This window comes from Pauljensenia sp. C0170B5 (genome assembly GCF_056590195.1).
The window spans coordinates 350,168-364,572 of sequence record NZ_JBWPVR010000001.1; the positions used below are offsets into that span (position 1 = coordinate 350,168).

General features: G+C 57.4%; 13 protein-coding genes and 1 tRNA gene. 3 read left to right on the forward strand and 11 right to left on the reverse strand.

What is annotated here, in order from left to right:
• The first annotated feature begins 81 nt into the window (after positions 1–81).
• Positions 82–1,398 (forward strand): aspartate kinase, encoded by a 1,317-nt coding sequence (locus AC1EJZ_RS01555; RefSeq protein ID WP_058237420.1) that lies wholly within the window; start codon positions 82–84, stop codon positions 1,396–1,398.
• Positions 1,395–2,474 (forward strand): aspartate-semialdehyde dehydrogenase, encoded by a 1,080-nt coding sequence (locus AC1EJZ_RS01560; RefSeq protein ID WP_480293835.1) that lies wholly within the window; start codon positions 1,395–1,397, stop codon positions 2,472–2,474. Before AC1EJZ_RS01555 ends, AC1EJZ_RS01560 begins: the two co-directional genes overlap by 4 nt.
• 92 nt (positions 2,475–2,566) lie before the next feature.
• Here the strand turns inward: AC1EJZ_RS01560 and trxA are convergent, their stop codons facing one another.
• The 3 genes from trxA to AC1EJZ_RS01575 form a co-directional block, all read right to left on the reverse strand.
• Positions 2,567–2,932, reverse strand: a complete 366-nt coding sequence (gene trxA, locus AC1EJZ_RS01565) for a thioredoxin (protein ID WP_058237418.1) — start codon at positions 2,930–2,932, stop codon at positions 2,567–2,569.
• A gap of 161 nt (positions 2,933–3,093) precedes the next feature.
• A complete protein-coding gene (locus tag AC1EJZ_RS01570; RefSeq protein WP_480289134.1) occupies positions 3,094–3,864 on the reverse strand; it encodes a TetR/AcrR family transcriptional regulator in 771 nt (256 codons plus the stop codon).
• 114 nt (positions 3,865–3,978) lie between these two features.
• The gene (locus tag AC1EJZ_RS01575; RefSeq protein ID WP_480289135.1) at positions 3,979–4,416 is read right to left on the reverse strand and encodes a (deoxy)nucleoside triphosphate pyrophosphohydrolase; all 438 of its coding nucleotides are present in this window, start codon (positions 4,414–4,416) and stop codon (positions 3,979–3,981) included.
• A gap of 128 nt (positions 4,417–4,544) precedes the next feature.
• Here AC1EJZ_RS01575 and AC1EJZ_RS01580 point away from each other — a divergent pair.
• Positions 4,545–4,618 (forward strand) — tRNA-Gly (locus AC1EJZ_RS01580).
• 149 nt (positions 4,619–4,767) lie between these two features.
• Here AC1EJZ_RS01580 and AC1EJZ_RS01585 read toward each other — a convergent pair.
• From AC1EJZ_RS01585 to AC1EJZ_RS01620, 8 genes are all read right to left on the reverse strand, one after another.
• Positions 4,768–6,159 (reverse strand): ABC transporter ATP-binding protein, encoded by a 1,392-nt coding sequence (locus tag AC1EJZ_RS01585; protein WP_072510106.1) that lies wholly within the window; start codon positions 6,157–6,159, stop codon positions 4,768–4,770.
• The gene (locus tag AC1EJZ_RS01590; RefSeq protein ID WP_035757771.1) at positions 6,156–6,842 is read right to left on the reverse strand and encodes an energy-coupling factor transporter transmembrane component T family protein; all 687 of its coding nucleotides are present in this window, start codon (positions 6,840–6,842) and stop codon (positions 6,156–6,158) included. Before AC1EJZ_RS01590 ends, AC1EJZ_RS01585 begins: the two co-directional genes overlap by 4 nt.
• Complete coding sequence (locus tag AC1EJZ_RS01595; RefSeq protein ID WP_072510107.1) at positions 6,835–7,431, reverse strand: MptD family putative ECF transporter S component; 597 nt, start codon at positions 7,429–7,431, stop codon at positions 6,835–6,837. Before AC1EJZ_RS01595 ends, AC1EJZ_RS01590 begins: the two co-directional genes overlap by 8 nt.
• 36 nt (positions 7,432–7,467) lie before the next feature.
• A complete protein-coding gene (locus AC1EJZ_RS01600) occupies positions 7,468–9,216 on the reverse strand; it encodes an ABC transporter ATP-binding protein (protein ID WP_062613093.1) in 1,749 nt (582 codons plus the stop codon).
• The gene (locus AC1EJZ_RS01605; protein WP_101486034.1) at positions 9,213–11,000 is read right to left on the reverse strand and encodes an ABC transporter ATP-binding protein; all 1,788 of its coding nucleotides are present in this window, start codon (positions 10,998–11,000) and stop codon (positions 9,213–9,215) included. Before AC1EJZ_RS01605 ends, AC1EJZ_RS01600 begins: the two co-directional genes overlap by 4 nt.
• Positions 11,001–11,085: 85 nt before the next feature.
• Positions 11,086–12,663, reverse strand: a complete 1,578-nt coding sequence (locus AC1EJZ_RS01610) for a recombinase family protein (protein WP_101486043.1) — start codon at positions 12,661–12,663, stop codon at positions 11,086–11,088.
• The gene (locus tag AC1EJZ_RS01615; RefSeq protein WP_480293836.1) at positions 12,660–13,910 is read right to left on the reverse strand and encodes a recombinase family protein; all 1,251 of its coding nucleotides are present in this window, start codon (positions 13,908–13,910) and stop codon (positions 12,660–12,662) included. The genes AC1EJZ_RS01610 and AC1EJZ_RS01615 overlap by 4 nt, the downstream gene beginning before the upstream one ends.
• A 46-nt stretch (positions 13,911–13,956) precedes the next feature.
• Positions 13,957–14,166 carry a hypothetical protein gene (locus AC1EJZ_RS01620; protein ID WP_062614106.1) on the reverse strand — a complete coding sequence of 70 codons (210 nt, stop codon included), beginning with the start codon at positions 14,164–14,166 and terminating at the stop codon, positions 13,957–13,959.
• Positions 14,167–14,405 lie beyond the last annotated feature (239 nt).

A 14,405-nucleotide genomic window follows, 5' to 3' on the forward strand; every position in this document is an offset into this window, starting at 1 on the left:
GGCACCTTTCCGTCACGAGTCGCAGACTCATAGGATGAAGGGGAAACCCATCCCAGGTTGATCACAAGGAAACGAGACAAAGTGGCACTGATTGTTCAGAAATACGGTGGCTCATCTGTCGCGGATGTAGACGCGATGAAGAGGGTCGCCCAGCGTGTCGTGGACACTCGAAATGCAGGACACCAGGTCGTCGTGGTGGTCTCAGCGATGGGTGACACAACAGATGATCTGCTGGACACAGCCGCCCAGATCACCAGCGCACCACCTGACCGCGAACTCGACATCCTGCTGACAGCCGGGGAAAGAATCTCCATGTCACTGCTGGCAATGGCGGTCAATGAATGCGGCGTGCCTGCACAGGCCTACACCGGTGCACAAGCCGGCATCCGTACCGACACTCACTTCGGTAAAGCACAAATCGTCGGCATGGTGCCCGAACGCGTAGCGCGCTCCATCCGTGACGGTCAGGTCGCCATCGTCGCAGGATTCCAGGGAATATCAGAAGATGACGAAACAACGACGCTGGGTCGCGGCGGCTCCGATACGACAGCGGTCGCCCTGGCTGCCGCTTTGCACGCCGACGTGTGCGAAATCTACACCGACGTTGACGGGCTGTTCACTGCTGACCCGCGCATTGTGCCGACCGCGCGGCGCGTGCGCACCATCAGCCAGGAAGAAACACTCGAACTTGCCGCACATGGAGCAAAGATTCTGCACCTTCGGGCAGTGGAATTCGCTCGTCGATACCACGTTCCGCTGCACGTGCGCTCATCTTTTTCCGACAAGAATGGGACATGGATTTCCGACAGACCCGCAAACCCTGCACTGGCCGGCCTCGTCCCTCAAGCTGCGTTAGCTGCCAACCAGGAGGACCCAATGGAAGAGCCGATTATCTCCGGCATTGCTCACGACCGGTCACAGGACAAGATCACCGTGGTCGGCATTGCGAATTCACCCGGCATGGCCGCACGCCTGTTTGAGCTGGTGGCGCAGCAAGGTGCGAACATTGACATGATCGTGCAGAACATTCCCGTCACCTTGGAAAATCGCGCCAACATCTCCTTCACACTGCCCGCCGAGGACGCCGACCACGTCATGCAGGCGCTGGAAGCTGCGCGCGAAGAACTGGGCTTCAAGGAACTCAAGTACAACCCCGATATCGGCAAACTGTCCCTGGTTGGAGCTGGCATGCGAACCAACCCCGGCGTATCGGCCAAACTGTTCGGCGCACTGTCCCAGGCCGGCATCAACATTGATCTTATTTCCACCTCAGAGATCCGCATCTCTGTGGTGACCAAGCTGGAAGACCTTGACCGCGCCGTGCAGGCAGTGCACACCGCTTTCGGTCTGGATTCCACCGAATCTGAAGCCGTCGTATATGGAGGAACAGGACGATGACCACGCCTGAAACCCGTAGTCACACCCAGCGCGACTTGAGCGTCGCCGTCGTAGGAGCCACCGGCCAGGTCGGCTCCGTCATGCGCACCCTGCTCGATGAGCGCGACTTCCCGTTGACCAGCCTGCGTTTTTTTGCCACCGCACGTTCAGCAGGCAAGACACTGACCTGGCGTGACCAGGACATCGTCGTCGAAGACGTGGCAACCGCTGACCTGTCCGGTATCGACATCGCAATCTTCTCCGCCGGAGCCACCGCCTCACGCATCTACGCCCCACGTTTCGTTGAAAAAGGCGCAGTCGTGGTGGACAACTCCTCCGGCTGGCGCAAAGATCCGAACGTGCCGCTGGTCGTGTCCGAAGTTAACGGCGAGGATATCGCGCAGCGTCCCAAAGGCATCATTGCGAACCCGAACTGCACCACGATGGCCGCGATGCCGGTACTGAAAGTCCTGCACGACGAGGGTGTCCTGCGCCGCCTCTTCGTCTCCAGCTATCAGGCTGTCTCCGGATCCGGGCTGAAAGGCGTGCGTGAACTGGAAGAAGGTATTCGTGCCGGTGCGCACCAGGATCTGAGCAAACTGACACTGGACGGCCAGGCCGTCACCTTGCCGGAACCGTCCACATATGTCGCACCGATCGCCTTTGACGTGGTGCCCTTCGCGGGGGCGCTCGTCGATGACGGGTCAGACGAAACCGATGAGGAGCAGAAGCTGCGCAATGAGTCGCGCCGCATCCTGCACGTCCCGGATCTGAAGGTGTCGGGAACGTGTGTGCGCGTGCCCGTGTTCACTGGCCACACTCTGACGATCCACGCCGAATTCGACCGCGCGATCACTCCTGACCGTGCGCGCGAACTGTTGGCCGAGGCTCCCGGAGTGCGCCTGGTGGATGTGCCCACACCGCTCGAATGCGCCGGCATTGATGACGTGCTGGTCGGCAGGATCCGCCAGGATCAGGCCGTTGATGACGGTAAGGGGCTTGTGCTGGTAGTGGCCGGTGACAACCTGCGTAAAGGCGCAGCATTGAACTCGGTGCAGCTGGCCGAACTGGTCGCTCAGGAGCTGCTCGCCGGCTAGCTTCCATCCACCTGCGCCCCAGACAAACAGCGTCGCCCTCGTCAATTACTTACTGACGAGGGCGACTGCGTTCACGCGTGAGTGCGAAAAGCCTACTGGTTCTTCTGCTCTGCGATCTTGGCGCGCACATCATCCATGTCGAGGTTCTGAATCTGAGTGATCAGATCCTCCAGCGCGACTGCCGGCAGAGCGCCGGACTGGCGGAAAACGGCAATACCATCGCGGAAACCCATCACCGTGGGGATTGAGCTGATCTGCATGGCGGTGGCCAGTTCCTGCTGCTGATCGGTGTCGATCTTGCCGAAGACGATGTCCTCGTGCTTGTTCGACGCTTCTTCGAAAACAGGGCCGAACTGCTGGCACGGTCCGCACCACGTTGCCCAGAAGTCGACCAGGACAATGTCATTGTCCTTGATAGTCTGCTCGAATGTCTCCTTGGTCAGTTCAACAGTGCTCATAGGGCCTCCCATCATGAGTGGTCTACGGTCGGTCCGCAGCCTTTCACCTATCTCAACTGTGCTGTATGCACGATTATTCCATGACTGGAGCAATCAGGCTGTGAAGATCCTCGCCTCACTGTGAGTCAGGAAACTCGTGCTGAGTGGCCGTATTGTGAGTATCAGCCGTGCGCAACAGGGCAGCGCAGTATCGCGAGAGAATCGGTGCTGCCGGAGGTTTGCGAGTGTGCTCGTTCAAGCTGCTCAGCTGGAGGCAGGGAAACTTCGTCGCCAGCTACACCGACCGCTTTGAGAATAAACGCCACGACGGTGCCGATTGTGGCTTCTCGGGCATCGGTGAGGCTCGCGGCATCCTCGTCGCTTCCTGCGCGCGCGTTGTCAGGCGCATCTGCCGGTGAGTCTGCAGACGAATGTGTCGGTACTCGCACGCCGGCCAGACATGAGTGAATCAGCGCAACCAGCGTCAACAAGTTCTGCTGTGGAATGCGCCCCTGTGTCATTGCTGCTTCCAGGATGTGGAACAGGATATGCTCAACGATTCCGGCGTGGTCATGGAGGCGGGCAGTGTGCTGTGACGATACCTGCTTGCTCAGCGTGATGCTCGATGCGAGATGAAACTGATCTTTGAGATCGAGATAGGAGCGCAGATATACGGTGAGTTGTTCGATCGGATCGTCAATTCCGGCCAGCTTGTCCCTGAGGAGGTTAGCGAACTTGGCGGTGGTATCCTCCATGAATGCCAGCAGCAGCGCTTCCTTGTCGCTGAAGTGGTTATACACGGCAGTTCGACCCACTTCGGCACGTTCGGCAATCTGTGACATGGTGATGGCATCGAACGGTTCTTCGGACAGCAGTTCTGACAGTGCAGTAAAAAGTCGGCTGCGAGTCAGCTCGCGATGAGCCGCAAGAGTCGATCCAATAATCTTCGGCATAATCGTATTCTGACAGAAGCGTACTGTGTGTCGTCAAATTATGTTGAAATCTGCTGGGTGCACGAATAGCGCGGTGCCAGCGGAAAATGAGAGCGCGGATTCACCCGTGTTGGTTCATGTGCACTGGTCAACGATCGCCTGCACGATTGGAAAATCAGGATCCAGCCAGTTCAACCTCAGCGCTTCCTCGAGCGGAACCCATTGAATACGCTGATGGGAGGATCCAGCTCGCGGCGCCTTGGAACCCGGCGAGACCTGCGCCAGCCACACGGCCATTGTGCGTGTCCCAAGGATCGGCCACCATCCGTCGAGCGGTCCTGCGACCTGGGCGCCCAGTTCAATAGTCGTCCCTAGTTCTTCACGCACCTCACGGACGAGGGCGTCCATCGCGTTCTCACCTGGCTCCACTTTTCCGCCGGGAAGTTCGAACCGGCCGGCCAACTCGGGTGGATAGGAGCGTGCCGCTGCCAGGAGCTGGTGGGGCCGGTCAAGACTGTCGACGATTGCTGCGCCCACGACGGGGCGTACCGGTTGATGCTGCGTGATGGTCACGGCCTCTATGGTAGGCGTAATGCGTGTGGCGCGATTTGCGTGGGTGTCCACTTTGTGTTCTGAATTGGTGTTAGCGCTCGGAAACAGTTATCATCGTGAAGCGTCTTTGAGAAGAAAGTGACGCCATTGCGGGCGTAGTTCATCGGTAGAACGACAGCTTCCCAAGCTGTAAAGGCGGGTTCGATTCCCGTCGCCCGCTCCACTATGACGTCGAAAATGATAAGTACCCTTTTGCGTTAGCGAGTACGCCCCAAGGGGGTCAAGAAAATCGCTTGCGTTAGCGAGTGTATAGCGCGTTTGCCCTGACCTGCGGAAATGCTTTCCTCTCTTTCGACCGAGCGAGCGTTTGCGTTAGCAGGCGTTGATTTGGTCGAGGTGGATAGCGTGGTCGGCGACCTCGGTAACGAGTTCAGCATCGTGGGTGATGACGATGACGACGGCACCAGTGTCAGCGAGTTTACGCATTACTCGGGAAATCGCGACAAGGTGCTTGTAGCCAACACCTGATGTCGGCTCGTCGAAGATGTAGACCTTCTTGTTCGCGGCAAGCGCTGTAGCAATAACCAGACGTTGACGTTGCCCACCAGAGAGTGCTTGGGGATGATCAGCCTCATGGTCGGTGAGGTCGAGTTCTTTAAGGATCGCCTGGGCGTCGATGTGTTGTTTTTCGGCTCTCGTTATCCCGAGCGTGACTTCGTCAATAGCGGTGTCTGAGAATAGCTGCCGGGTGGGGTCTTGCATTACGAGGTATGCGTCCCGGTTGGTGAATTTTTGCCTATTGAGTGTGATGGATGCACCTTTGGCTTTTTCGAGTCCGCAGATGATGCGTGCCAGTGTTGATTTGCCTGACCCGCACGGGCCGAGGAGCGCTGTGATTTTCCCTGCCGGAAAGAGCAGATGGCCGATGTTGAGAACCGTGTTTCCGTGGCGGTAGGCGAAGGTGAGGTTGTCAATCTCAAGCCCATCTCCTGCCGGTTGCGGAAGTTGTGGCATAGGCACAGTCACTAGGGATCGCAGCCCAAGCTGTTTGCGCTCCTCATCCGAGGTAGCGTAGAACTCTTCGCCGGTTGCGGTGAGGGCGATGTTACCTTTATCGAAGCAGTAGACACGGTCAGCGATCCCGGAAAGGAAACTTAGCCGGTGTTCAGCAATGATGATGGTGTGTCCATCAGCTTTGAGCCTGGCGATGAGTGTGGCGAGTTGGTCGATAACGTCAGCGGACAAGTTCGCGGTTGGCTCGTCAAAGACGATCATCGACGTGTTGTTGCACATGGTGACGGCGCAGGCCACGCGTTGCATCTGCCCACCCGACAGTTGTGTGACGCGGGATTCCAACAGGTCGGCGATACCTAACTCGGCTGCAACCTCGTCAATGCGGGCACAGATCTCCTGCGGGTCGCGGCCGAGATTTTCTGGGCCGAAGGCGAGTTCTTGGCGCACGTGGGTGGTGTAGAACTGGGTGCGCGGGTTTTGAAACACTGTCGAACAGTGGTGGGCAAGCTCTGATAGATCTACTCGTGCCACGTCAATGTCGTCGACTGTGACGCTTCCGGTAAGGTCGCCGTCGTGGAAGTGCGGGATGAGCCCGTTAAATAGCCGTAGTGCGGTGGTTTTTCCTGACCCTGACGCGCCACACAGCAAGGTGACAGTTCCCTGCGAAATAGTGAGGTTGGCGCCATTGATTGAGGGGTGGTCTGCTCCTCGATAGGTGAAGGTGACCCCAGTTGCTTGGGCTATTGTCATAGGACGATTCTCCATATCGCGAAGCTGATAACGATGAGCAGAATGACCGCGTCGATCACACGGAATTTCACGACCGTGACTGAGGTGGGCTTTGCGGTTCCGCCCAGTCCGCGTACAAGGGCAGCAGATGCCAGTTCGTCTCCGCTGCGTACCACGGTCGATAGCAGCGGGATTGTGAAGTATTGCGCCGCACGCAGGGAAAGCGCGGACATGCCGCGTAGTTTCATGGCATCTGAGATCGCTTTAACCTCGTGGCCGATCACGGGCAGCACACGTAACGCGACTGAGATCGGGATCGTGAAACAGGTCGGGATTCGTGAGCTGGCGAGTGCTTTTTGCAAGGTGGCAGGTCGGATCACACCGATCGCGTAGGCTCCCATTCCTGCGCTGACACTGAATCGCCACATCCACTGCAAAAACAGCACGAGGAACGCGCTGGCCGTTGACTTCCACACCAGTGGTATCACGAAGACGAGTGTGCCGAGAGCCGCAAACGTGGCCAGGTAGACGGCAACCCAGCTCGGGCGCACGAGCGTGTTGGGGTTGATCGTAGCGCTCGCCAGCATCACGGCGGCGAATCCGCCCAGAGCACACACGAACCACGGCGAGTAGGCACTGTAGATCGTGGTGGAGACGATGACGAGCGCTACGATAATCGTGCGCGGGTCGGGAAGTTTAGACAAGACCGGCCCGTTCAAAGTGTTTGCGCGCCACCCGGGTTCCCAACAGACCAGCAAGCCAGCCAACGATGAGCATCACGACGAAGAAGCCCAACAGAATCGGAATCGTGACAACCTGCGCCATCTTCGCGGCATACTCGGCACCCATTTGTTCGGCGATCTGCGACATATATGCGTCTTGGTTCATAAATAGCGGAATCCACGGGGAAACATAGATCGGCAGGATAAACAGTGCATATGCCAGCGGGACACGAACTTTCACGCTCTTCGGCCCCTTGGTGATCACCAAGTCAGCGAGCAGGCCGAACACAGCGGCGATCGCAATTCCTCCCACCCAGTGACCCGTTACGAAGAAGAGGACTTCGATGAGGATCAGCATGATTGTCAATGCCCCCATCTTCGGAGTGCGGGCAGTAAACAGCGCAAAGACGATGCCGTTAACGAGGATAGAAAGCAGGAAACCGGCATACATGGCAGCCGGAATGAACCCGAGCATTCCGAATGCAAACACGATGACAAACATCAAAGCGGTGAAGACGCCGATATTGATGAAGTCGCGCGTGTTTAGGCGCGAGGACGTGGGTGTGGACATAGTTATTCCTTTCATGATTGTGAACAGTGCTGTGTTTTAGACGAGTTGCCATCCGGCGGCGTTGATGCGCTCTTGCCAGAAATCGCGGTATTGACCTGGCTGGTTGACCAGCTCGTCGTGGCACCCGCGCTGGGCGATACGCCCACCGTGGGAGAGCACAATGATTTGGTCAGCTTGGCGAATGGTTTCAAGTTTGTGGGCGATCACGATCAGTGTGGAGTGCTTGCGTAGCTCGTTCATCGCCGCAACAATGTTGGCTTCATTTTCCGCATCCAACGCGCTGGTGGCCTCATCGAACAGCGCGATCGGGGCCTTCTTCACCAAGGCGCGGGCGATAGAGACGCGTTGGCGTTCCCCACCTGACAGTGCGCGCCCGCCAGCACCCGCCAATGAATTCCAGCCGTCTGGGAGCCGGTTGACGATTTCGGTCACGCCCGACAGGTCAGCGGCCCACCTGATTTCTTCATCGGTAGCTTCTGGGTTGCCAAGGCGAATGTTGGCTTCGAGCGTGTCATTGAATAAATAGACGTCTTGGAAAACGAGAGACACCTGGCGCATCAAATCTTCGGTGGTCTGCTCGCGCACATCAACCCCGCCAACGTATACGCTGCCGGACTGCACATCCCAGAAACGTGCAACCAACCTCGCGATTGTGGTTTTTCCGCAGCCGGAAGGGCCAACCAGGGCACACATGCCGCCTTGCGGGACATGGAAGGAAATATCACGGAGAACCGGGGTGTCCGGATCGTAGCCGAAGGCGACGTCCTCGAAACGAACATCACCAGGAGCGCTCACCGGTGTGGAGACATCGGGTTCGGACAGTTCGGGAGCGTCCATGATCTTGTCGACGTGATTCATTTGCTGGCGGCGTTCTTCCAGCCCGGTCATGCAGCCACCGATGTCTTGGAGCATGGTGGTGAACCGCAGGCACATGCCGATGGTGACCACAGCGTTCAACGCATTCATCTGCCCGCCGAGGGCGAGTTGGGCGGTCAGCCAAATCATTACCACGACAAGGGCTTGGACGAACATTCCGTTTATCAGGTTCGCTAATGTTTCGATCCACAATGCTTTGCGGCTTTTGCGGTCAGCCTGTTTGAATGCCCGATCAAGGGCCGGGTAGTCGTCGGCGACATGGCAGGAGCGCAGCGCGCCTTGGCAGGTGGAGAATTCGACCATGCGAGCCGCCAGCTCCGATTCTGCTGGTTCGGAAACCTGTTTGCCCTTATCGAGAAGCACACGGGAGATATGAAGGAAGGCGAGCATGATCGGGAAGGCGATCGTCAAGGTCAGTCCCAGTCGCCAATCCCAGAACCACGTGCCCACAGTGATCACCAGCACGGCTGAGAGTTTTTGGACGAGGGAGAAAATGAAATGTGCCGCCGACTCGCCCAAGTTCATCATTTCCTGGGTGACCATGCGCGACAGCCGTCCAGAACTACCCGAATCAAACACTCCCAACGGTAGGCGGGCTACCTTGTTGCCGACCGCTTGGTGTACGTCGTGAATGAACCCGAGCGCGCCGATATAGCCGGTGCGCATGCCATAAAACTCCGTGCCCACGCCCAGCATCGCGATTACCGCCAAGGCGATGAGCCAGCCCCAAAACGACAGCCCCCACACCGGCATTCCGGTCGCTAGGGCACTTGCTGCGGGAAGCAAAGTCAGCAGGGCAAAGCCGTGACACAGTCCTGAGACCGCACCCCACGCTTGACCGACCGAGAGGTCTCGCCACGAGGCGGGTTCCATCAAACGCTTAAAGCGTGGCAGCAATAGTTGATTCATCGTGTCATCTCCTCGCATGCACCTTGGGCAAGAAGTGCCTGATAGTGCGCATTACCCAACAGCTCGTCGTGTTTACCGACCACAGCAATGCGCCCGCGTTCCATGACGACGATTTGGTCTGCCCCTCTGATCGAGGCCAGTCGGTGGGCGATCACAATCACGGTTCTGCCTTTGGCAAGAGTCGAGAGAGCTTGTTGGATTTTCGATTCCGATTCCGGGTCCGCCATCGCCGTCGCCTCGTCCAACACCAACACTGGGGCATCAACCATGAGCGCCCGGGCGATCGCGATACGGGCTGCCTGCCCGCCCGAAACGTGGGTATCCTCACCCAACACAGTGTCGTAACCATCTGGCAGGCTCATGATGAACTCATCGATCTGCGCCGCCCGCGCCGCCTGCCGCACCTGATCCAAGGTTGCGTCTGGCGCGCCAAGAGCGATGTTGTTTCGAATGGTGTCGCGAATAAGCTGTGCATCTTGCAGGACAAATGCGACCGTCGAATACAACACATCCTGGGAAATGCTCTTTAGATCAACCCCGCCAATAGTGATCGTGCCAGCATCTGGATCATCGAAGCGGGCAATCAAACTCGCCAACGTCGACTTTCCCGCGCCCGAAGGCCCAACCAGCGCGGTCACCGTGCCTGCCGGAATGCTCAGGCTCACTTCGTCTAACGCTTGGGTCTCGTCATAGGCATACGACACACCCCGAATCTCGATATCATGACCCTTTGGCGTCTGCGGCATATCTGGCTGAGGCAATGCCGGTAGCTCCATGACGTTCACCAGCCGTACTGCCGCAGACCCTGCGAGCTGGTACGACCAGGCGATGGTTGCGACTGCCATCAACGCTCCCGGCAACACCAAGGCGATCAACGTGGTCGTTATCACCTCGTAGATGCTCACCCAACCGGCGTTCATCATCAACGCGCCACCGCCAAGGTTCACGATCAACAACACCGGGATCGACACCCACGAAAATGAGGCGACCGACATCGACACCAGCGGCATGCACCATGCCCGGTAGAACTTAGAAAACTCGTTAGCTGCATCTAAATAGGCTTTATGTGCTTGGCCGACCTTGCCGAACGCTTTCACCACTGAGATACCGGCAACGAACTCGGCCATCGTTGCCGAAACCTGAGCGAGCTTGGTATCCATTTGTGCGGTCTTCTCATTCATCCCACGCATCGACATGCCATACATGCCCACATAGATCGGAATCGTCGCGATCGACAGCAGAGCGAGCCGCCAATCCACCACGAACGCATAGGCTAACAAGGCGAGCGGGGATACGATCGCGTTCAGTTTCTCAATCGGCCCGTGCGCGATCACTGTGTGCACCGTGGCCGTATCATCCTGAATGGTCTTGCGGATCTTCCCCTCACCCTCGCGGGTAAACCACGACAGCGGAGCAGTCGACATGCGGGCGGCAATCTGGCGGCGCATTTGATTACGCAACGACAGGTCAATAAAATGCGTCACGCCCAATGCAACAAAATATAAGGTCAACCGGGCCATGTATGCGCTGACGAGGAGCATCACGATCCAGTTCACCCGCGCCGGGTCCACCCGGTCTTGCATCAGCGCAGCTCCCAGCTCCACCAAAGCCACATAGGGTGCGATAGCCAACACACCAGAGAGAAAAGCTAAAACCTGCGCGATAAACAGTTTGCCTTTCACCGGCTGCGATAGCTGACGGATCGCGTTCTGGCCAGCGACAGATTTTTCCTTCGCCGACTCATACTCGCCTTCAACAACCTGATCCATTACACTATCGTTCACGCAAACACCATCCTTATTAGATAAGGGTAACCTTACTTTATTTCTGGGAGGTGTACCTAACCGTGCACGTCAACTGATATGAGCATCACCCTTTCAGGGCAATCCTCACCTGTTCACCGGTGCGGAACACGAACCGGATCCCGTCCTCGTCTACGATGGCGTGGTCGATCAGTGCGCTCCACTGCGCGGGGCGAAAATCGTTCACAGGTTCGCCCGCCAGATCGCCTAGGGCTGTGGTGACGGCGGCATGCTTGGCAGTGTTCGCTGCAATATCTGCCTCTAGGCTCGCTTTGCATGCGAGTGTCTTACGGCAGGCAGTATCGAGCTCTGTGTACTTGTTTTGGTAGGCGTCTTGGTCGAGCGCGCGTTGCTGGTTTTTCGCTATCAGTGCTTCGATCTGCTCAGTGAGTTCCACGATTTTTGTTTGGCAGGCGGCGGCTTGTTCTTCCAAACGGCTCGTATCAAACATGGAGTCAAAGATTTGCAGTAGCTGGCTTTGCCGTGGCTGGCGGGCGATCAGTTGATTGAGCGCTTGGACGAAAGCGTTCTTGATATCTTCGTCCTTCACAGTCGCGCTGCTGCAGGGCTTGTCGCCTGCGTATTTATGGTTGCATTGCCAGACTGTGTACTTATATTTCGTGTTCGACGCCCACGTCTTACGCCCATACCACGACCCACACTGCGCACACTTGAGCCTGGTGGAGAACAAGCCGACCTTCGCTGAGGATATGTTGCCATGCCTGGTGGCGAGCTCGTATTGCACCTGATCCCAGATGCGTGGAGCAATAATCGGCTCGTGATTGCCTGTTACGTAGTATTGGGGTACTTCGCCCTCGTTGACCTTCATCTTTTTAGTAAGGAAATCGGTGGTGAACGTCTTTTGCAGCAGGGCGTCGCCTTTATATTTTTCATTGGACAGGATGGAGCGCACTGTCGAGGTTGACCACACTTCTTTCCCGCGCGGGGTGAGAATCTTGCGAGCAGCGAGCTCGGTTTTAATCTCACTGATCGCCATCCCGTCAAGGAAAAGCTGGTAGATCAACCGCACGGTCGGAGCCTGCGTCTCGTCGATGACGAGACTGCCGTCCGCTCCTTTCTTATATCCGAGTAGTGATGCATAGGGAACCATAATCTTCCCATCTTGAAAACGCTTCCTGTGTCCCCAGGTGACGTTCTCAGAGATGGAACGTGATTCTTCTTGCGCCAAGCTCGACATGATCGTGATGAGTAGTTCGCCTTTGGCGTCGAAGGTGTAAATATTTTCCTTCTCAAAATAGACCTCGACGCCTGCATCCTTGAGCTTGCGCACGGTAGTGAGCGAGTCGACGGTGTTGCGTGCGAACCGGGACACACTCTTGGTGAGGATCAGGTCGATTTTGCCTGCCAGGGCGTCATTGATCATGGTTTGGAAACCTTCGCGACGTTTCATAGAGGTGCCAGAGATGCCCTCATCGGAGTACATGCCCGCGAACCGCCAATCACTACGTGAGCGAATGTAGGTGGTGTAGTAGTCGATCTGAGCCTCATACGAGGAGGTTTGTTCTTCCATCTCAGTAGAAACGCGAGCATACGCCGCCACCCGTCTGCGCGCTGGTACCCCGGACGGGGTTGTGACATTCCCAAGTTTCTTTGTTGCGGGTATCGCTGTGACCGTGCGACTCATGCCAACCACCCCTCACTGGTTAAGCCCACCGGCATCATGGTTCCATCTGCGAGGTGGAAGGTGAGCTGATGCTCGAAGGCCTCGATCATCACGACCTGCTCGCCAACCTGGACAGGGTCGAAACCCTGGGTGCCGAGCATGTCTGCGCAGGCGTGTTCGAGGAGCGTTTCGCGCAGGTTGTGCCCCCTACAGGGGTTTCCGTTTCCGGTGCAGGCACTCCAGCAGCGCCAGAACTTGTATGAGGTTCCAGACTTGTAGGTGCGGGTTTTGCGTTGATAGTTCTTCCCGCACGCGCCGCAGCAGATCCGCCCGGTGAATACGCCCGTGTTTTTTGACGGGGTGGCAGCCGGGCCCACCTCACGCCTGTGCGCGATTTCTTTCTGAGCGGCGTCAAAGGTTGTTTCGTCAATGATGGCTGGTAGTGCATTGTCGACCCAGTATCGCGGCAGCTCCCCGTCGTTGAGGGAGCGTGTGGGTGCTTGGATTGTGGGGCGGTACATTTTCTGTAGCATTTGGCAGCCCTTGTAGCGCTCATTTTCGAGCATGCGACGAAACACTGACCCGTAGAACCGTCCCCCTCCCCGAGAGCGTTTACCTTCAGCATTGAGCATCGTCGCGGTTTTCTCCGGGCTAATCCCGTCCAAGAAATTCGCAAACAGTAAGCGCACGATCTTGGCTTCCTCTTCGATGATGGTGAACTGGCCGTCTGCCCATTTGTATCCATAGACAACGAAGGAGTTTGTGCCCCCGCTCTTGTATCGGTTCCGGATCGCCCATTTCACGTTCTGGGATAGCGAGCGTGATTCTTCTTGGGCGAATGAGGCCAGCAAGGTTAACAGCAGTTCCCCGTCAGCGCTAAGGGTGTCGATGCGTTCGCGTTCGAACCGTACGGCCACGCCAAGGTCTTTCAGCTCACGGACCGTAGCGAGCAGGTCGATTGTGTTGCGGGCTAGGCGTGAGATTGATTTACACAACACAATATCGACACCCCCACTCCTGGCTGCGTCCATCAGATCGGCCAGGCCTTGTCGGGATTTTGTTGACGTGCCGGTGATACCCTCGTCGGTGAACACGCCGACGTAGGCCCATCCGGGTGTGGATTGGATCAGGCGCGAGTAATACGAAACCTGCGCCGATAGGGATGCTAACTGCTCTGTGCCGTTGGTTGAGACCCTCGCGTATGCCGCCACGTTGACCAGTTTCGGGGCAGGCGACCGAACTGGTGTCACCACACTGATGTGTGCCACGTTTTCTCCTTTCGCGTTAGGTCTATACACGCTCTAAACCAAGTGTTTATCCAGTCGTTTCGCCCACAATCTGTGGTTGATAGATCGGCGTCCACGCCTTCCATAACAACCGGTGAGCACGCTGATACTCTGCGGGCGTGAGCACGCCCCGCCCCGCCAGCACGCTCAACGTGTGAGAGTCCGTGATGAAGGCGAGTTCTCGGGCGAACACGTCAGGTTGGGCCAGTTGATCAACAGGAGCGGCGAGCGTGTTCATGGTTGTCCGCCACGGGTGCCGAAGCGAGCACGTACATAGCAGGCGTGACAGCAAAACTTTTGACCTGGTTTGTCCACGATCGCGAAGCGGCGTCCGCAGTGCGTACAGGTCTGCTCGCGCGCAGGCTCGGTTTTCTGTCGATGCCGCCACGCTTTATGCCTGCAGGCGGGCGAGCAAAACCGAGCCCGAGCTGCTCCCTGTATAGGGCTGGCACACCAGTGGCATACCTGCCAGGCCAT

Bases quoted from the DNA above. Each gene is read 5' to 3' on its own strand.
- AC1EJZ_RS01560 (WP_480293835.1), top strand. From the start codon at position 1,395: ATGACCACGCCTGAAACCCGTAGTCACACCCAGCGCGACTTGAGCGTC.
- AC1EJZ_RS01600 (WP_062613093.1), bottom strand. From the start codon at position 9,216: ATGAATCAACTATTGCTGCCACGCTTTAAGCGTTTGATGGAACCCGCC.
- AC1EJZ_RS01585 (WP_072510106.1), bottom strand. From the start codon at position 6,159: ATGACAATAGCCCAAGCAACTGGGGTCACCTTCACCTATCGAGGAGCA.
- AC1EJZ_RS01620 (WP_062614106.1), bottom strand. From the start codon at position 14,166: ATGAACACGCTCGCCGCTCCTGTTGATCAACTGGCCCAACCTGACGTG.
- AC1EJZ_RS01570 (WP_480289134.1), bottom strand. From the start codon at position 3,864: ATGCCGAAGATTATTGGATCGACTCTTGCGGCTCATCGCGAGCTGACT.
- AC1EJZ_RS01595 (WP_072510107.1), bottom strand. From the start codon at position 7,431: ATGTCCACACCCACGTCCTCGCGCCTAAACACGCGCGACTTCATCAAT.
- AC1EJZ_RS01610 (WP_101486043.1), bottom strand. From the start codon at position 12,663: ATGAGTCGCACGGTCACAGCGATACCCGCAACAAAGAAACTTGGGAAT.
- trxA (WP_058237418.1), bottom strand. From the start codon at position 2,932: ATGAGCACTGTTGAACTGACCAAGGAGACATTCGAGCAGACTATCAAG.